Raw genomic sequence first — 18,867 nt, forward strand, 5'->3', positions numbered from 1 at the left:
TCAAATTATGTATTTGGAGCTATTCAATCTCTGCCCAGCTAAGTGATGAATCACTTTCTACAATTACATAATCATTTGTATAGTCATTATTGTATGTATCATCATTTTCTGAAGCATATTCTGCAAGGCCACTATCCAAAGAAGTTATTTTCTTCTCGCCATCGCATAGCTCCCACTGTTTTAATTCGCTATTATACACTGCTCTAACCCATTCTTTTTGACGAACCTTTGTGTTTTTGTCTCTCCACAATGCATAATATTCCAAAGCATCATAATTGTCCGTTATAGATGCAACACATACTGTTGCAACCTCATACGGGCCTTTCACACCAATATAATCTAACACGTCACCAACAGTATACGCCGGTGCATTCGTGTACTCAAATTTAACATAATGTTGATCACCAAACGCCTCGTCATTATTATCCAAAACATCTTCTGCATCTGCATTCTCCTGCCGTTCCTTGATTACTGTCTCATAATAATATACTTTTTCATCAAGATTGTAATCCCACTTGACAATCGTATCTGAGCCAAACATATTTTTCTCAACAGTAACAGGAACACCTCTTAAATATCCCTGAGGAACTTTTACATCCACAGATACATCATATACAATATAGTATTCATCTGTTTTTATCACATTGTCAACAGACAGAACATCTATCTGACTTTCATCACTAATATCAACATCAACAATATGCCCATTATCATCACACACTCTACCTGATGTATTCATTAGATTCTTTTTTATTTTGTCCGCTCCTTTATTAGCCAGCATTACGAATTCAGGAATAATTCCCCAAACAATTGTGACAATGCCTACACACACCATCAAAATTATCTCACATACTCCGAGCGCCGAATGTTTGTCCACATTTTTCATAAATAAATGAACACACAATATGAACAAGCAAATGCATCCTATTATCAATATTGGTAATTGCATAATTTAATTTTCTCCCGTAAAAAAATAGTGCGTGTCTATTCGATAATGTCAATTATGAACGAATATCCAGATGTTCGAACACAATATAACCCTGCAGGTGTACCTTCTGGAATCTTATAGTATCCATATCCCTCTGGAGCAGTCTGCGCTTCTGCATAATATTTTTGTCCTAATACATAATACTTCACAGATACCGTAGCTGATCCTTCCTTGCTTTCATAATCTGAATAATATTTATAGAATATGCCTGTCGGTTCTGTATACGATAAATAGTAATCACCATTTACTTCGACGTAATCCTGTATACTACTTGCTGTTTCTCCATTTATCTCATAGATTTTATTTAAAGGCATATTGTTTTCTTCCATTTTTTCGCTCAAATTCTTTCTGCGAAACTCTATACAGCCATTATCTGCATCTACAGTAAATTCCTGTGGCATTGTATATCCCTCCGATTCAATAGGGTATATATCATAATTCCAGCCTCCGCCAAATTCCACCAACAAATCACCTGGATACATCTTTACGCAGGAGAAATCTGAATCGGTAAATTTAATATAACTATTATCATTCTCATCAAGGACATGTGAAGAATCCATTGAATACAATCTGTCCTCATGCTGTATCCAATATTTTTTAAAATATCGTTCACCTTCATTCTCATATGCATTTACAGCCTCTTTGTACGACATAGGTGAGCCATTATCTGTAATTATATTTGACGCTTCTGTTGTGGTTACCTCAGTGGTTGTTACTTCTGTTGTGGTTTCTTCTGTTGTCACTTCTGTTGTTGCCTCTGTTGTAGTTGCTTCTGTTGTTGTCGCCTCTGTCGTTGTCTCCTCAGTTATTACCTCTGTAGATAACACTCCAGAACCTGATTTACCATTATTTCCACAGGAGCACAATAATGCAATTCCTAATACTGCACAGGATCCTATTATTGTTTTTCTTAATTTCATCATCTCTTCGCCTCTTTCTCAGCAGATTGCCGTATATTATTCAAATTATAAATAAGTTTCTAGTATGCCTCCCCTCTTTTTGATTCTTTTATTATTTTTTACTCATGTAGCTCTTCTGAACTATAGGAGTTACAACGCCTATCTCTATTTGACCCATGTCAAAACCATACGGCGTTAACATCCATATAAATTCGATTTTTAATCTGTTAACACCAGTTATATTCAAATCAAAATTCTGAGGCAGAACACCACTCTTAACAACATCCGATGAATATAGCAGCTCACCGTCGCCATATATTTTTACTTTACCAGCCGCAGAGGATTCAGCATTATCCTTACAGTCATAATGTAATACAACCTTACCTGACAACTTGTCATACTTACCGCCGAGTAAATATTCTATTTCGCTGCTTTCCGAGTCTGAAAACATATATCCTCCAGATTCACTAAGTAATATACCGGAAGAATAAGAAGTTCCAGTGTTATCCTTATCTATTCCAGCCCACTTATGTATGTCGCTATCCTTGTAAAATTCATCCAAATCAGAGAGCGACACAGGCTCAAAACTAGAAATTCTTTCAAGCTCATCTAATAACTCTACATCTTTACCAACTATATTTATTGCATCGTTAATTACTTTTTTTGCTGTATCATATTCATTATTTTTTGTATGAGTTTCTGCCTTATCTATTGCAGCGTTAATACATTCATTTTTAGTTTCTGCTTTCTTTACCTTATATGAGTCATCCTTAAAATAATTTTCCAACTCATCATATATACCTATTGCATCAGACCAGTCCTTTTCTTTCTCATATGATGCAGCTTCACTCTCCATATAATCCCTATATGTTTTTTCCACATCTTCTATTTTTCCGCTAAGTGACCCATCATCATACACTTTCATAGCGCTCTTATATACATCTATTGCCTTAAGATATTTTTTATCTTTAACGTATATTTCTGCCTCAGCTACAGTCATCTCTATAAATTTTGTCTCAGATTCCTTTATCTTATTTTGAGAATCATCGTAATTAGTATCATTTACAGATACTTTTTCATAGTAGGGAATTGCCGCACCATATTTTTCTGAATTATATAATTCCTCTGCTTTATCATAATTGAGCTTTGACTTTCTTAGATCCGCTAAATCTGCTTTTTTCTGAGTTATATATTGTTCAACTTCCTGATTATCCGTCTCAATTCCAGACAATCCATCTACTGCAGCCTCATAATCTATACTCCCGGAATTGTATGATTCAACATAATTTTCTGTTTCTTCTTTTGCCTGTTTTACAGTTGTACATCCATACAACAGAGGCAAAGTAATCACACACAGCACAGATAAAATTATTACTTTACTTTTCATTCCCATCCCCCTATTCATTAAGATTTCTCAGAATTTGATTGTTTACATCACAAACAGTATCCATCTGAGAATCATCAAGATATCCATCTGCCCTCATATATTTTGTCATACCAAGCATCAAAAAATCAGAATGAATTTTTTTGGTAGAAGTCTGTGATGCTACAACATCCCAATCTTCTGAATTCTCATTCCAGTCAACTGTTACATAAATATAATCTGTTGTAAGATCATTATGCCAAAATTGAACATAATACTCCAAAGCATCAAGTTCATCTACACAATAATAAAAATCGTAATCAGGATTGTACATATCTATTTGTTCACCAGCACTTACAAGCATGACCGTTTCAACATTTGCATAATCCGTTCCCTGTTGACGATTGATATAATTCAGAAGTTGTCTTGGTGTCAGATATGGAGACTTATTATATTCAAATTTAGATGATGTATATTCTGCATTAGCCCATACCAAATAATATGTTGTGTTAAATAATCCCTTAACTTTATAATTAAATCTAATATTATCTACATACAGTTTTCCCAGACTGCTTTCATATGAAAATTCACAATTTACTTTTATTTGATTTTCACTTGTGGTTATCTCATAGTCTGTTATATGCCCCTCCCCAAATCCATCTACATCTTTATAGTTGCCCATCAATGAGCCACTTACTTCGAAGTCTTTTATATCTCTTTCTATTTTTTCAGGAGTAATCCTCATATATAGTTCAGAAATGTCATATCTTTTTTTATAGAAGTATCCAACTACAATCAACCCTATAACTATAATAACTACAACATTTATTGTTAGCACTGTCACAACTGTTTTATTTTTTTCCCTATTCATATACTCTCCTCACTTCATCGTTAAAATTTAACTTATAAGCATTATAACGAATATACGTCATATTTTCAACCTTTATAACGTATTTATATATCTAACTTTCATTTCATGAAACTGTAAAATAATTATCATGCGAGGTAGAATATATGAATAACAACGAAATTCTAAAAAAAATAGAAACATATATGAAATTAAGGAACTGGTCTATCTACAAATTGGCAAAAGAAGCTGATATTCCTTACTCTTCTTTAAACTCAATGTTCTTGAAGAACACACAGCCCACAATTCCTACATTAGAAAAGATTTGTTCCGGATTAAATATCTCCATGTCTGATTTTTTCTCCGACAAACATGCTGAAAACATTCCTTATATGAGCCTAACAGAAGATGAGCAAGAGTTATTATCTCTATACAACAAATTATCAAAATCTGACAAAAAACTTTTTATGTACTACGCTCGAGGATTTGCTAAATCAGATTTATCTACCAACGATTCTGAATAAATTATTTGTTTCATATTATGTTATAGATAAGAAAAAGCGCAGGTGAAAACAATTCACCTACGCTTTTACATTTTTGCCATAATCTATTTTTTTCTTACTCTCTGTTCTTCAGCACCTCAGCCGGCACGATCTTGTTCAATCTGCCGACCAGAACTCTGTTGATTATAAAATACAGGACAAGTATTCCGCCGTAAAGCGCAGCCCAGAGCCACGGGGCAAATGTCAGCTTGACACCGCAGTTTACATTTGACACCAGAGAAGGATACACTGCACTCATTATGAGCTTTGCAAGTGGCAGGCATATTGCTGCTCCGATTGCGATTATGAAGAAATTGCCATCAAGATATAGCTTTCTGATCTCCTTCGTCCTGAAACCAAACACCTTTATCAATGAAATTGAGAATGCTGATCTGTCAATCATGACCTTCATCATCAAATACATTACCACTACGAATATAAGTGTCGAGATAATAACTATCATAACAACCATACTTCTCATCTGATCTGCAAATATTCCGGCAGCCGACTCTATATCGGCCTTTGTTGTGGTTGCGTAAAGTCTTGCAGGATCAACCCCCAGGTCCTTGTCTGCAAACACTACATTGTACTCATTACTTCCAGCTCCGAACAGTTCCCTTGCATCATCTATAGTCATGAAAACATAAAATGCCGGAGTATACTGTGTCACACTGTCCACTGTAAAGCCATAATCTATATCATTCTCCTCGTCGTGGAGCACGATTTCGTCACCCACACCATAACCATATTTCTCAGCAAATGATGATGATATGGCAACTCTGTTCTTGCCATCCTTAAGGTCAACATCAAAATACTTAGTATTCTTTGAAAGTCCAAGAACTGTCACATCCCAGTTGTAACCGTATATCTCTTTCTTCAGAGTCTTTGCATACGCTGCCTCACCGCCCTCTGGAGGATTCTCTGTAGGATATTTGTATGTATACATATATTCATAATGGGTATCCTCCACATTCTGCTTCTTGACCTTTGAACAGAAAGTTGCAGTGTTAAGACTTAACATCAGGCATATGAGGGCTATGAACATTCCGATCACAACGGTCAATCCTGTTCTCATCTCTCTGAGCATCTGCCTGACTCTGAATCTTCCGACAAATCCCATGTCTCCTAGATCGACATTGCTGCCCTTCGGCTGCTTGACCTCATTTTTTATGAGTGAAAGAGCCGTCTGTGAGAGCTTCTTTCTTATAACAAAATAGTTTACAACTATCGCTGCCAGTGGCGGCATCACGATACCGTACACTACAAGAATCGGCGGAATCTTTACATCCATATCAGGGATCGAATAATACGCATATGCATCTGCCATCTGCACAGGGATTCCCACATTACTTATCCCGATCAGGAAACCGATTATGCCTGCAACTGTTGTGACTATGACCGGAAGTGTAAGGTAGTGCATCATGAGATCTCTTCTCTTGACACCAAGGGCATAGAGCGCGCCTATGACGCTGCTCTCCTTCTCTATTCCATGTACAACGAATACCGATATGACATATGTGAACAGGAGCATGAGAAGCACTCCGAAGAAATATCCCGCCTGTACATTGATCTGCTGGTCGTCAGCGGCTCCACCTGTTCTCGGGTTGTCATCACTTGTCACAAATGATGTGATGTTGGCAAGATCTGTGTCATAATCCTTGAGGAATGAATCAGTCTCCTTCTTGAGCTCTGCCATTCCATCCGCCAGTTCATCCGAGCCATCCTTTGCCTCTGCAGCTCCATCGGTATAGTCCTTAATACCGTCCTTGAATGCCTTGATGCTATCGATGTCACTCAGAGCACTCTCGATGCTCATCGCCACTACTCCGCCCTGGCTGTCGGCGATCTTCTTCATCTCGTCGCTGTAATTATCCTCTGTGAGTTCTGTGTCAAGGCCGAACGCTGACAGAGACGAAGCCGCCTGCTCAAGATATGCATCAAACAGCTCCTGTGCCGCATTGTTTAGCTTTCTGTTGTTGTCAGTGAGTTCTCCGAGTCCATCCGCAAGCTCATTTGCACCTGACTTAAGTTCCTTTATGCCATCCTTGAAATCGTTTATGGCTGCGCCAGTTCTATCCCAATACTCCTGGAAATACTCATCATCTATGCTGTCTGTGTCGACCTTGATGTCTTCAAGTGCATCCTTCACGTCATCACAGGTGGTCTTGCCCTCGAGTCTGAACGCATACAGATATGTCTCAGTCTTGACACTCTCGCCTGTTGCATTGAGCTTATCATACGCCCCCTCTGTAACGAATACCGTTCCAAACACCTTACTGTCAACTACAGTATCTGACATCTCCTTGAAAAGAGCATTATAATCAGGTGATGTCCCTATTCCTGTCACCTTGAATTCATTTCCTGCTATCTGTATTATATCTCCGACAGAAATATCATTTACCTGACTGAATCTCTTCTCAACAACTATCTCATCATCAGCCTCCGCAAGATTTCCCTCATCACATTCCACAAGATCTATGTTCTCCCTGTTGGCAAATACCCTCAATGTCTTGCCATCCATGACCTCGTAGTCCTCGTAGAACATCCCCTCAACCTCTGCGCCAGCATCCTCAAGCTGGGAGATCTCATCATCGCTCAGTGGAACGAATACGGAAAACTGACCATCCTCTATCTTATTTGCCTCGTCATGTGTCTCGCCATTGTCAATGATCGTATATCCGGCTCCTATCAGCGAGACAATGACATACATACCCATGATGATAAGAAATGCAAGTGCTATGTATCTGAACAGATTATTCTTCAGATCCCTCAGAACCCTTTTTCTCAAAACCTTCTGCATATTACAAATCCTCCAATTCTGACGCTGGAACTCTCACTTCGTTCTCATACTCCTTGCTTATAAGGCCATCCTTTATGAAGATAACCTTGTGAACCATATTCTTGATGGAATTGTTATGTGTTACTATCAGCATGGTCGTTCCATACTTCGCATTTATCTCCTCGAGAAGAACAAGAATATCTCTGGATGTCTTGGAGTCAAGAGCTCCTGTCGGTTCATCACAGAGGAGGAGTTTTGGATTTTTCACCAGAGCTCTCGCTATAGCACATCTCTGCTGCTGTCCACCTGAGAGCTGTGAAGGGAACTTGTTCTGATGCTCCGTAAGTCCCAGTGTCTCGATAAGATCATCCACAGGAAGCGGATCATCAGTCAGATACTCACACACCTGTATGTTCTCTCTCACTGTGAGGTTTGGAACTAGATTGTAGAACTGAAATATGAATCCCAGATTATCTCGTCTGTAATCTGAAAGCTGGTCGCTGGTCATGCCAAATATCTCTGTGCCGTCAACCTTTATCGAACCTGAATCCATGGTGTCAAGACCACCTATACAGTTCAGAAGTGTTGACTTACCTGAACCTGACGTTCCCTGTATAACACACATCTGTCCTTTTTCAACACCTGTGTTTATACCTTTAAGCACCTGCACATAGCTTCCACCCTCTCCATAGCTCTTCTTTACTCCTGACACTTCCAAATACATAATTTTTCCTCCTTTATGATATCCTCGTTGTTCTAATTTTCATTTACTATATTTTTTATAGCAATCCATTACACTTTAGCAGCTATTCAAATGTTCATTTGCATACATAACGCTGTTATGGTTTAAACCTTTTTTTAGGTCTTCCCTGTAATTCGGAAGACCTGTAATAAGACATAATGGGAATTTGATTCCCCTGTACCACATTTTTCATTTTACTGTTTTCAATTTTCTATTCCGGTCAAATCTTATTCTGGATCCTGCCACGGCTTAACCAGGCCATACCAGCCTGAGATCAGATATTTCATACCTGTCTCAACGAACTTCAAGGCATCCTTCTCATTGTCAATATGTGTCACCATGAATATAAACATATCAATCTGTGAATAAGACATCCAATGTACCACATTCCTGTCAACCATCGGTGTTCCATAAGCCCTGCACATCGCCTCACATATAAATGCATTGTGTGCATCCATCTGATCCACTATATTGTCTGGCATGCTCTCCATGCTGGATCCCTGTGACTTCGTAAGAACAAGAAGCACTTCTTCTCTATGCATATAAATCTCATGCACTATGTTCCTGGCCGACTCAAAATCACTGTCCTCATTGTGGTCTGATGCCATGCCATTGTTCATCTCGTCCACCTCAACGGAAAAATGCTCGGTTAACACAGCATTGAGTCTGTCCATCATGTGTCCCACAACATTGCAGAACAGATCGTCCTTATCCTTAAAAAAGAAATATAAAGCTCCGGTTGTCACTCCTGCCTTCTGACATATATTTCTAAGTGACGCACCCATAAATCCCTTATCCATGAACTCTTCCTTGGCACACTTTAGAAGTTCTTTCCTCGTCTCGCTGTCATGTTGTATTTTCTTTGCCATAATCCTCACCCATTTAATTATAATATAAAATAACATAACAGTGTTACGTTTAATAACACCGTTATGTTAAAACATATCGATCATTTTGTCAACTATTTTATTTCTTATACATATCGCTATAAATTCTGTCTATAGTCTCATCACGGCTCAACTTATCGTACAGATAATAGTCAGAATCTGATTTAAATGATCCATACACATCCTCAGATTCCAATATCGGTGCCATAATCGACAATTTGTCGCTGTTTTCTTTTCTCATAGCATCTGCCTGTACCTCAAATCCAGTCAGCATATCATGCTCATCAAGAACAGCAAGTGCCGAACTGCTGATCGGAACACCCTTTTCTGTTCCCTGTCTTAAAGTCATTTCCTCACCGTTCAACAGATAATTCAACAGCTTTGCGGCCGCTTCTGGGTGTTCAGTATTATTACTTATCGCATACATTGTTGCAGGTTTAACAAACCAGCCTAAAGATTTTGCCCCCGGCTCACATATGTATTCTCCTATTTTTACATCATATCCATTTTCCTTCAAAGGATCACAATATCCTCCTGCATCACTTACCCACGCAAGAGTGCCGCCAACCTCACCGCTGGCAAAAGCATTCCTGTTAAATGAATCTACAGACATTAAGACTTTTTTATCAAGTAGTTCCTTATAAAAATCCAACATGTCACCTATCTGTTCCTTATTCAGATTCAATGTGCCATCAGATTTGACCGGATCATTTCCGGTTGTCTGTATATAATGTGAAAGCAGCATAAAAAATAATGATTTTTTTGTCATGCCCAGAGGATATACCCCATCTTTGCTCATGATTCTGGCTGCATCAAACAAGTCATCCCATGTTCTGGGAATACTAAGTCCATATGAGTTCCAAAGAGTCTCATTATAATAAAAAGTCTCCGTATTGAACGCGATAGGAACAGCATTTAATCTTCCATTTTTTGTTCCAAAGGCAAGCTCTTCTTCAGTATAGTTTTCAAAATCAATATAATCCGAAAGCGTATTAAGATCATAAAAGCCAGATCCGTCAGAAGAATATGTATCAAGCCAGCCATAATTTATGAGCATAACATCCGGAGTCTCCTGTGATTTCATATATATATGCTGTCTTTTCTCGTATCCATTCCACACACCATATTTGCATTTGACGTTTATTTCTGGATTTTCTTTTTCAAATATATCAACAGCATCCAGTGTGTACTGGTTTCTACTATCATCGCCCCACCAGGAATATTCTATAGTTATCGTATCCCCGACAGCCATATCTGTTTTTTGCTCTCCGCAACCACTAATTACAAAAAGCAAAAAAAGCATCATCAAAACCGATAATCCTCTTTTGTGATTTTTAATTATATGTTTCATCTGTTTCACCTCTGATCAATCCTGATTTTCAACGAACCAGCTATACTGACTTTTTCCGTTTCTCTTTGATTTATACAAAGCGGTATCAGCCTTCTTCATCATGCTTTCATAATCAGATGAGTTCTCTCCATCTACTATGTAAACACCTGCTGATAACGAAAGATTACATTCAGTATATTGTTTCGAAATCGTTCTGGTAAAATCTTCAGCCAACAGTCTCAGCTCAAATTCCATTTTCTTTCTAACACTTTCCAAAGTCCATCCAGTAAACTTCCTGTACACTGCAAACTCATCACCACCTACCCGTCCGATCACGGAATCTGCTCCAAGCATTTTTGTGAAGAGTTCAGCAGTTTTAGACAGAACCACATCCCCTTCTCCATGACCCAAAGTATCATTTACCTTTTTAAAATTGTCCATATCTATCATTATAAACACATGTGTGACTGTTTCTGACTTTTCCTCAAGACAGGATCCAACAACTTCTCCAAACGAAGCTTTATTCATAAGTCCTGTAAGCTGGTCATATTCAGCCTTTTGCTTTAATTCCTCAATAGCTCCGGAAACAGGTGTATATATTCTTTTCAATACAATGCTTCCTGTCACAACAACCAATAAAGCCAGCACAAGAGTTGCTACAAATGAATACAATTTCAATCTCCCTACTTCTTTGAATATCTCAGATTCACCTATGTAAGACACTACTCTCCAGCCATTTGAACATTGTGCTACGGATATAACATATCCATCCGAATTTGTCTGATATTCGAAGTCGTCATTTTCCTTTGGAAGGTTCACTTCAATTTTTTCTCCAACGCATTTTGCATTATTTGAATACGCAACTTCCTCGGAATCATTTACAAGACACACCCTCATATCCTTGAGTTCATGACTTAAATTCACCACTGAACTTAGTTCCCTGCTATAGAAAGAAGTTACGATCACAGCATTTTCATTAAGTTTCTTGACGTAGAAAAGCCTGTCTGGACTGTTTAAATAATCAAAAAACCAACCGGACATTGTCTTCTCGTCATTTATATGTCCAGTAAAATATGTATATATTCCTCCATCCGGAAAAGCCTGAAGTGTTGTGTTGGAAATCCATCCCACGCTCTTGTCATTGGAATATACGACACCAAAATCTGTAAAGTTGTCAAACACACCAAGGTCACTTATCCTATTCTGAATCGCCGCTTCCTGCTGTATTCTGGTAAATTCATCCAGACTATCATCTGTGGCATCATACTCACACAGCTGATCATCGGAGAAAAAAAGAGCCACTGTATCTTCTATACCGACAAGATAATTGTCGACGTTGTATCCAAGCTGTTGGTTGTTAGACGATATAAGATTCACTATCTTGCTTCTCATATTATCAACTGCCTGTTTTGTTATGATAAAAGATATCATACCTGCTGTGGCAACAACAGCAGCCAGGAAGATGATAGCGAATCTCCTCCTGGCTTTGCTTATCTCATATTCAGTTCTGTTCCTGCTGTTTGCTGACATATCTTTCTTCCCCCGTGTTATATACATAGCTATTATATAACAACTATTATTTGTAAATTGTCAATCTTTTTTCTTTCCGTAATCTTTACACGCTAGTATCCATATTGCACTCATTCCACAAAATCCTACTATACTCACCAACACTCCTGGCCAAAATAATGGATATTTAAACTTTATGTTTGTCACTCCTGTTCCAACACACAGCATATTATTTTCATCCATTATCTCCGAATCAGATACGAAAATATCCTGATATGCAAGAGTAGTATTTATCACGGCTCCATCAGCAATATCTGCCGGAGCATCATTTACTGTTATCACCATTCCACCGTCCGTTATCTCACTACTTATAGGAATCAGCGTTCTCTCAGGAAGATCCTCCGGGCTCACGCCAAGAATATCCTCAACTATCTTCTCTGCACCGCTGTCCCCTGTCACACTATAATAGTACAAAAGATTCAGTCCCACATATTTGATATTCTGACTGTTCTCGTCCGTGGCTGCAAATGCAAGCTGTTCCATCTCATAAGCGAATGTACCTGTCACGTTCATGGCTCCGGTTATATATCCGGTATTCCACTCTGACATATCATCAGGAAATCCTGTAGTAGATATCTGCTCACCGTCATAGCTAAAAATCGGATAGCTGGACTTTAATGATACAGACATATCCGTAACTCCAAGAAATACATGCTGCCTCGTTGCGCTGTCCGCTGGGACATGTGTCATGTCTATGACAACATTTACACCAGAATCCGCAAGAGATCTCACCATCTCCTCAGCCTTCTGTCTGGTGTCATATGAGAATCCGGTCAAAATTACAGTATGGTAGCTTTTCAGTTCGTCCGTAGAATAATCCTCTATATTTGAGGACATTCCTGCCTTAAAAGAAGGAAATGCAAGGGTTATCCCATCCGCATAGTCACCTATGACAATGCCATCATACTGCGTGACAACACCGAACTCCTCCGGACCATCAAGCTTAAACAGGCACACCTTATCCGACTCATATGTCAACGTGTAGCCACTCTTCTTTGCGCTTGCAGTGACATCATCGAGAGTCTTTCCCTTTGCACCTATATACTTTCTGTCAATTGCAACTGTATCGTCTCCAAGCTCGACCGATCTGTCAAACAGATAATCATACTGTTCATTCTCAAGTGCCTGGTTGAGCAGCATTATGTTGTCAGCGGTCGCAGCCCCCTGCCATGCCCATCCAAATGTATATGACGCCCCCCCATCTGTACACACTCCGTACGATGGATAGGAACCGAGACTTGAAAGATCCATGAGCGATGCCCTCTGACTTGTGTTATCCCTCAAAAGGCCCGCCACAGCCACACCGTCATCATTTGCCGGAACGCTGTACCTCTCAAATGTGAATGACGGTATCGCATCCACCACAAGTATGATCACCGAGGCAATCACAAATGGCTTTCTGAGCCGCTCCCACTCTATGAGCGACAGGAAGAAAAATCCATATGCTATAACTGTAAATCGCGTCATCCAGAGTGCCTGACTCATCGGCATCTTTCGAAGTATCGGCAGAACATCCGGTGTCGTGAGCACAAGGATTACAAGAGCCAGGATAAATCCTGATTTTTTCTTGTTATCTGCAAGCAAAATTCCCGCTATGGAGAGCAGGACAACGGATATTCCAAAATAAAATGCGCCGATATCTCCATTTATACGGTTTAACGGATTGAGCGATGAAGAAAGATCAGACATCCACATCGTCATTACATCTGATGCTGCCTCGGAATCCATGGATGATATTCCGCCCGAAAGTGATGGCACAAGCCACACTCCCATGATGAGTATGCCACATATCATCGTGAGCAGGATGATCACCTGACGTCTTATACCCATTTTCCTGTGATGATCGAACAACAAAAACAAGAAAGTTCCTATTCCGATCATAGCTATCATCATGATATGGGTAACGGTTATGAGCATTGTAAATATGAGAATCCCGGCAAGTGCCCATCTCTTCTCTTCCCTGAGATACACCCAGATAAAATATATGAGATATGGGAGAAGGAAGGACACGACCATTCTCGGCATATTGCCCTCATCAATGTACATTCTCGCATTTTCAGGCATGAAGAACCACAGCACAGCAAGTGCTGTTCCAAATACAGGCCTTCCGATTCTTCTGCCGATGAGCAGAAATGCCAGTCCGCCGAAGAATATATACACGCCGAACAAGAGGTAATATGCATTTATCACATTTCCCCCCGTGAAACACATGAGAAGTGCTGTTATATAATATGAAAGAGGCGGCCAGTACCTGTATAACTGGATTCCGTTATACCATGTCTCGTCATACAGAGGATATATCTGTCCACGTTTCAGTGCCTTATAGAGATACTCCGACTTGTACATATGCCCCCATACATCATTTCCCGATGGTTCAGTCACTACGTTCTTAAAGTGTATGACTCCAACCGCTGCCAGTGCGGCAAGGACAACCACACCAAGAGCGAAATAAATATTAAGTTTTCTCCTGCTGAGTTTATCCTTTTCTGTCATTTGGTCTCGTCATTTTCCTTTATATCTTTGAGTATCCTGTCAGTTATGGAGTTTATCGTCTGCATCTCCTCCGTGTAACTATCGTCGATAAGACTTACCACATACGACATCGATGGGGACTCGCTGATCTCCATCATGAGAAATATCCAACCGTTTCTGTTCAATATCTTCGTTAGTTCTTCCTTGAAATACTCACATATATTCTCAAGTGTCGGATTGATCATATCAAACGGCGGAACATCGTTTAACGTCTTGTCCTGGTATGCACTTAAAAACTCCTCAACCCTGTGTTCAAGATGGTGAAACTTGACAGTCTCATCACGTCCCTTGACAACATTTATCACAATCTCCCATGTGTGGGGATGTATTTCTCCCATGAGTCCATTTTTGTATATGCCATGTCTGGCATTCAGATAGAATTTGAATTTATACTGTCTGAACCTCATATAATTCACCTCTCAAAACATTTGAACTCAACATCATTTGAATTTGTTCTCATCTGCAGCCGCCTTACCAGTTCGCAAGGTCCAGCAATCTGTCCTTCTCATGGTAAAATGTATTTCTTGGATTTTCCGTGGATACAACTTCTCTGAGTACAGTCTCCAGCTCCGCTCCTTTAGAAAACGCCTCCCATTTGGACAGCATTTCCTCTCTCGTCTTTTCAGCTGCTGCAAGATCCGTCTTGTACATGATCACCACGAAATATCCCTTTGAAAGTTCCGCTGTAACATGATTTTTTCCCATGGAACCCTTTATAAAGTCCATGATCCTGAAAATGGCATCCCGTGAGAAATACCTGTCTCCCATCCTGACGCGAATGAACATAAAAGTGATCGGAAAAAGTTCAGTATCCGAAGATTTCGACAACAGCGTGTCAACTATCTCCAAATCATAGTAACCTTCCCTCTTTATCTCCGTCTTATCGAAATCCCTGTTTCTGAGTTCTTCCTCGTACTGGTCTGTCAGTCTTTCATACTCATCAAACTTTTCATTCCGCTCTGTAAGATCGGACTGCAGCGCAATAACTTTTCTTCCCTCATGTCCAATCCTCCCTGCAAATTCAATTAATATACATCCAAACACCAGTATCGTAGCTATAACGGCTGTCACAATGTAGAATTCCATATTTGAGGTTCCATACTCCTCAAGAACATAATCTTTGTCTGTAAATACACCACACACATACTCTGTTCCAGACACAGACGCCTCACTGACTATTCCGCCCAAATCTTCCATATAGAGTTCAAATTCCGCCTTAGATGATATATTCTCCAGATTCTTTGTTGTATCATCATCCTTCATATACAGCACTCTGCCATCTTTGAGAATGAATCCCCACGTAGTTCCGGATACCGGCACAGAATGTCTTATGAAATGTATCATCGCATCCTCCGATTTCCCAGCCAGCCCATCTGCAATAATCTGCGCTGTGCTGTCCTGTTCATTCTTAAACGAATGTACAACATTGTCCCTGTTGTCCATGATATGGTATCCATAATATATGATCTCAAGCAAAGTGGTGACCAAAACAACTACAAATGCTGCCACCAGTCTTCCCCTGTACGTTTTTTTATTTTCTTTTCTCTTCTCTGTATTTTTATCTGTAGATCTGTCCATCATCTGGTCTCCTCATGTGCACCTGCCAGCTCATCCTCAGGATAGTTGACAAATCTGCGTACCTTATTTAGTCCGTGTGTAAACCGCAGAAAATCGCTCCTTACTACGCCCACTGCCGTATCCCTTTCATCTGAAAAAGTCTGCATCTTCCAGCTGCCCTTTGACTTCATGGAATTTATTATTCCGGCAAACCTGAACCAGAATACAACAAAATTGTAAAGTGGCAGCAGAAATATCAGATAAATTTTTCGCACATAGTATCTTCTAAGCTTTTTAAAGGGCTTTAAAAACAGGCTTATACATATATAAAGAAGTGCTGTGGTAAAAACATACAGCATGTACATAATGATGACCGACTGTATGATAAGACTAAATGGGTAATTCACAAATCCCAGACATATTAGTGCGAAGTACCATATCATTCGCGGAAATGCAAATGTATGATCAAACATGACAAGTCTAACTATGAAATCCGAGAAAAATCCCCTGACCACATTCATTCTGTTCTTCATGAACATATGGACAACCTCTATCTCCCCACGCTGCCATCTCTGCCTCTGGATATACAATCTGTTCACGTCTTCTATCGGATCAACGTAAAATATCGCCTCACTGCAGAGAACCACACTTTCACCAAGCACATCTCTTATCTGAAATGTTACGTGTGTGTCCTCGCACACTGTATCCGTATTGTACATATTGGTTCTCATGATGGTGGAACGTCTGAACGCTGAAAAAGCACCGGAAAGTGTAAATATGTTGTTGAATTCTGACTGAAAGTTTCTTCCGGCAAGAAAAGCCTGGGCATACTCAAAAAACTCAAGTTTTCTGAGCAGGCGAAGTCCGAATCCCTTTGTCTCGTCTATCATCTCAGGATTTGTCATGATTGTACCCGTCATACAGTCAATATCAGCGTTTCTCTCAAACTTTACGACCATATTTCTTATGGCATCCCTCTGCAGAACACCGTCACTGTCTATATGGATCACATATTTGCCAAAGCTGTTGAAAAGCCCAAGGTTCAGTGCCTTAGACTTGCCCTGCTTTGAATTTACCCAGTTCATGGTAAGTTCCGGAAACTCCTCCTGACACTCGCAGAACACTTCAAAGCTTCTGTCTGTACTCATGTTGTTGACGACAAGTATATATATCTTATCATTTGGGTAACTTGAATCATTAATTGACTTGATACACCGTCTAAGACTGTGCTCTTGATTGTACACCGGTATTATCATGGTTATCTCAGGTGAAAAGTTTACTGCCTTCTCCTTATGTGACACTATCTTTTTCTTTATCAGTATCACAAAGTTGCCTATGGTCGGAATGATCTCCATAACTATAGGTATGATGACCCAGGCTGCCCAGAATATAATAGAACTATGAAATATCTGCATTATGTGCGTCAAACTTAAAACCTCCAACCTTCTGTCTTATTATCTGCGACTTTGTAAATACAAAGAAATATAGTGCAACCGTGCATGCATAGAACACAAGACGCCCTATTATCGTATGGGCAATGAAGTATGAACTTTCTCCAAACATATATATTATGAGGCAGATCACAAATATCCTGAGTACATTTGACACAAATATCGCAAATCCTCCCACTACGCTGAGCACGCTTTTCTCATATGTGTGATACAAAGGAAAAAACCACAGGAGCGCCAAAAATGCCAGTATCTCTATGATGCCTGAGCACTCATAGTCTATATACATTGAAAGGTTTGTATCCCCTGTGGATATAAATATTACATTTTTGTTGAAATAAGACTCGTATATTCCAGTCATATCCCCAAACATCCCTGCCACTGCGGATACTGCTTTTTGCAGTGGGGCAAGAATGACCGGCTCAACCAGTATAAGCATGTATATAAAGAGACCCACACTGCCTGCAATGAAATACCAGAATTCGAGTTTGCCACGTTTTAGAACCGTAAGCACATATATCCATATAATAAACGTTACGATCAACAGTATGTTCATCCTGTGTTCTGTCTCCTTTTCACATAGTAATTTTATTATACGAGGGTTTACCTCTTCTTTCTTCTGCACACAAACACTCCGCCTGTTGCAAGTGCCATCGCCATAGCTGCCCCTGCCCACGGACCTGTCGGAGTTCCGGTTATAGTTACGCCCTGCGCGCCGATATTAGGGTTGGACACTGTGATAGTCGCCCCCTGATCAATGTTTATACCCAGATAATCAGCCAGTTTCTTCATTGATATTGAAAACTCTATCTCATCACCCTTTCCCGTCTCAGTGTGTGCTGCATCATAAACCGTAAATGCCACATCGCCATCTATATCTGTATAGTAACCTGCGAACACACCAAAATTCCTGTATATTCCCTCACCTAGATTATACATCTGTCCCGACCAGTTGATCGAACCATCTGAATTCACAGGTAATACATTGAGCACACACTGTTTACCATCTACTGTAATGTTCCAGAACTGGAACTGCATCTGTGATGTGTACAGGTCATTCATGGAAAAATGCACATACAGCCTGTCGCCATCTATCGCAATCTGTCCCTTGTGAACCGAATAGCCATTGTTGCTGTTATATGTTATATCAGCAGATGGATACTGACTCCATTCACCGTAATATCCATCTATGGCAAGCCCTGTTGTGACAGGTCCACTTGAATTGCTCTTTGCCGCATCTGTCTGGGTTGCAACTGCATCATCCGCAAATGCCTGTATTCTGCCGCCCATAATAGAAAAAACTATAAAAATAACAGCGAAAGAAACAGCCATAACGCCTCTGTTCAAATGTTTCTTATACGATTCTCTTTTCTTCATACTCATC

Annotated in this window: 16 protein-coding genes; 1 reads left to right on the forward strand and 15 read right to left on the reverse strand. The window is 39.7% G+C overall.

Annotated elements, in window-relative coordinates; all coding sequences use genetic code 11:
• Nucleotides 1-19 precede the first annotated feature (19 nt).
• From ABUA31_RS01505 to ABUA31_RS01520, 4 genes are all read right to left on the reverse strand, one after another.
• Nucleotides 20-949: a hypothetical protein gene (locus ABUA31_RS01505; RefSeq protein ID WP_015535022.1), complete on the reverse strand. Its 930-nt coding sequence runs from the start codon at nucleotides 947-949 to the stop codon at nucleotides 20-22.
• Nucleotides 950-984: 35 nt separating this feature from the next.
• A complete protein-coding gene (locus ABUA31_RS01510; protein ID WP_022216370.1) occupies nucleotides 985-1,911 on the reverse strand; it encodes a hypothetical protein in 927 nt (308 codons plus the stop codon).
• 88 nt (nucleotides 1,912-1,999) lie between these two features.
• The gene (locus ABUA31_RS01515; protein WP_022216369.1) at nucleotides 2,000-3,274 is read right to left on the reverse strand and encodes an NPCBM/NEW2 domain-containing protein; all 1,275 of its coding nucleotides are present in this window, start codon (nucleotides 3,272-3,274) and stop codon (nucleotides 2,000-2,002) included.
• A 10-nt stretch (nucleotides 3,275-3,284) separates the two neighbouring features.
• The gene (locus ABUA31_RS01520) at nucleotides 3,285-4,121 is read right to left on the reverse strand and encodes a hypothetical protein (protein ID WP_055144314.1); all 837 of its coding nucleotides are present in this window, start codon (nucleotides 4,119-4,121) and stop codon (nucleotides 3,285-3,287) included.
• A 143-nt stretch (nucleotides 4,122-4,264) separates the two neighbouring features.
• Between ABUA31_RS01520 and ABUA31_RS01525 the strand changes: the two genes are divergently transcribed.
• Complete coding sequence (locus tag ABUA31_RS01525) at nucleotides 4,265-4,621, forward strand: helix-turn-helix domain-containing protein (RefSeq protein WP_055144312.1); 357 nt, start codon at nucleotides 4,265-4,267, stop codon at nucleotides 4,619-4,621.
• 94 nt (nucleotides 4,622-4,715) lie between these two features.
• Here the strand turns inward: ABUA31_RS01525 and ABUA31_RS01530 are convergent, their stop codons facing one another.
• The 11 genes from ABUA31_RS01530 to ABUA31_RS01580 all read right to left on the reverse strand — a co-directional run bounded on the left by ABUA31_RS01530 (nucleotide 4,716) and on the right by ABUA31_RS01580 (nucleotide 18,860).
• Complete coding sequence (locus ABUA31_RS01530) at nucleotides 4,716-7,439, reverse strand: FtsX-like permease family protein (RefSeq protein ID WP_349818386.1); 2,724 nt, start codon at nucleotides 7,437-7,439, stop codon at nucleotides 4,716-4,718.
• A 1-nt stretch (nucleotide 7,440) separates the two neighbouring features.
• Nucleotides 7,441-8,142, reverse strand: coding sequence for an ABC transporter ATP-binding protein (locus tag ABUA31_RS01535; protein WP_349818387.1), 702 nt, complete (start codon nucleotides 8,140-8,142; stop codon nucleotides 7,441-7,443).
• Between the two features lie 245 nt (nucleotides 8,143-8,387).
• Nucleotides 8,388-9,029 carry a TetR/AcrR family transcriptional regulator gene (locus ABUA31_RS01540; RefSeq protein ID WP_349818388.1) on the reverse strand — a complete coding sequence of 214 codons (642 nt, stop codon included), beginning with the start codon at nucleotides 9,027-9,029 and terminating at the stop codon, nucleotides 8,388-8,390.
• A 97-nt stretch (nucleotides 9,030-9,126) separates the two neighbouring features.
• Complete coding sequence (locus ABUA31_RS01545) at nucleotides 9,127-10,299, reverse strand: ABC transporter substrate-binding protein (protein ID WP_158576502.1); 1,173 nt, start codon at nucleotides 10,297-10,299, stop codon at nucleotides 9,127-9,129.
• A gap of 114 nt (nucleotides 10,300-10,413) precedes the next feature.
• Nucleotides 10,414-11,907, reverse strand: a complete 1,494-nt coding sequence (locus ABUA31_RS01550; protein ID WP_022216363.1) for a GGDEF domain-containing protein — start codon at nucleotides 11,905-11,907, stop codon at nucleotides 10,414-10,416.
• 60 nt (nucleotides 11,908-11,967) lie between these two features.
• Nucleotides 11,968-14,439, reverse strand: coding sequence for a 6-pyruvoyl-tetrahydropterin synthase-related protein (locus ABUA31_RS01555; protein ID WP_022216362.1), 2,472 nt, complete (start codon nucleotides 14,437-14,439; stop codon nucleotides 11,968-11,970).
• Nucleotides 14,436-14,885: a 6-carboxytetrahydropterin synthase gene (locus ABUA31_RS01560; protein ID WP_022216361.1), complete on the reverse strand. Its 450-nt coding sequence runs from the start codon at nucleotides 14,883-14,885 to the stop codon at nucleotides 14,436-14,438. The genes ABUA31_RS01555 and ABUA31_RS01560 overlap by 4 nt, the downstream gene beginning before the upstream one ends.
• A gap of 64 nt (nucleotides 14,886-14,949) precedes the next feature.
• Nucleotides 14,950-16,056, reverse strand: a complete 1,107-nt coding sequence (locus ABUA31_RS01565; protein ID WP_055222731.1) for a hypothetical protein — start codon at nucleotides 16,054-16,056, stop codon at nucleotides 14,950-14,952.
• Nucleotides 16,056-17,462 (reverse strand): TIGR03111 family XrtG-associated glycosyltransferase, encoded by a 1,407-nt coding sequence (locus tag ABUA31_RS01570; protein WP_349818389.1) that lies wholly within the window; start codon nucleotides 17,460-17,462, stop codon nucleotides 16,056-16,058. The genes ABUA31_RS01565 and ABUA31_RS01570 overlap by 1 nt, the downstream gene beginning before the upstream one ends.
• On the reverse strand, nucleotides 17,434-18,039 hold the full coding sequence (gene xrtG / locus ABUA31_RS01575; protein WP_015535028.1) for an exosortase XrtG: 606 nt from the start codon (nucleotides 18,037-18,039) through the stop codon (nucleotides 17,434-17,436). The genes ABUA31_RS01570 and xrtG overlap by 29 nt, the downstream gene beginning before the upstream one ends.
• Nucleotides 18,040-18,086: 47 nt before the next feature.
• Complete coding sequence (locus ABUA31_RS01580) at nucleotides 18,087-18,860, reverse strand: Firmicu-CTERM sorting domain-containing protein (protein ID WP_015535029.1); 774 nt, start codon at nucleotides 18,858-18,860, stop codon at nucleotides 18,087-18,089.
• Nucleotides 18,861-18,867: the final 7 nt, after the last annotated feature.

Source organism: Coprococcus sp. RTP31081st1_H1_RTP31081_211007 (assembly GCF_040227275.1).
Lineage (GTDB): Bacteria > Bacillota > Clostridia > Lachnospirales > Lachnospiraceae > Coprococcus > Coprococcus aceti.

Bases quoted from the DNA above. Each gene is read 5' to 3' on its own strand.
- ABUA31_RS01505 (WP_015535022.1), bottom strand. From the start codon at position 949: ATGCAATTACCAATATTGATAATAGGATGCATTTGCTTGTTCATATTG.
- ABUA31_RS01510 (WP_022216370.1), bottom strand. From the start codon at position 1,911: ATGATGAAATTAAGAAAAACAATAATAGGATCCTGTGCAGTATTAGGA.
- ABUA31_RS01515 (WP_022216369.1), bottom strand. From the start codon at position 3,274: ATGAAAAGTAAAGTAATAATTTTATCTGTGCTGTGTGTGATTACTTTG.
- ABUA31_RS01520 (WP_055144314.1), bottom strand. From the start codon at position 4,121: ATGAATAGGGAAAAAAATAAAACAGTTGTGACAGTGCTAACAATAAAT.
- ABUA31_RS01525 (WP_055144312.1), top strand. From the start codon at position 4,265: ATGAATAACAACGAAATTCTAAAAAAAATAGAAACATATATGAAATTA.
- ABUA31_RS01530 (WP_349818386.1), bottom strand. From the start codon at position 7,439: ATGCAGAAGGTTTTGAGAAAAAGGGTTCTGAGGGATCTGAAGAATAAT.
- ABUA31_RS01535 (WP_349818387.1), bottom strand. From the start codon at position 8,142: ATGTATTTGGAAGTGTCAGGAGTAAAGAAGAGCTATGGAGAGGGTGGA.
- ABUA31_RS01540 (WP_349818388.1), bottom strand. From the start codon at position 9,029: ATGGCAAAGAAAATACAACATGACAGCGAGACGAGGAAAGAACTTCTA.
- ABUA31_RS01545 (WP_158576502.1), bottom strand. From the start codon at position 10,299: ATGGCTGTCGGGGATACGATAACTATAGAATATTCCTGGTGGGGCGAT.
- ABUA31_RS01550 (WP_022216363.1), bottom strand. From the start codon at position 11,907: ATGTCAGCAAACAGCAGGAACAGAACTGAATATGAGATAAGCAAAGCC.
- ABUA31_RS01555 (WP_022216362.1), bottom strand. From the start codon at position 14,439: ATGACAGAAAAGGATAAACTCAGCAGGAGAAAACTTAATATTTATTTC.
- ABUA31_RS01560 (WP_022216361.1), bottom strand. From the start codon at position 14,885: ATGAGGTTCAGACAGTATAAATTCAAATTCTATCTGAATGCCAGACAT.
- ABUA31_RS01565 (WP_055222731.1), bottom strand. From the start codon at position 16,056: ATGGACAGATCTACAGATAAAAATACAGAGAAGAGAAAAGAAAATAAA.
- xrtG (WP_015535028.1), bottom strand. From the start codon at position 18,039: ATGAACATACTGTTGATCGTAACGTTTATTATATGGATATATGTGCTT.
- ABUA31_RS01580 (WP_015535029.1), bottom strand. From the start codon at position 18,860: ATGAAGAAAAGAGAATCGTATAAGAAACATTTGAACAGAGGCGTTATG.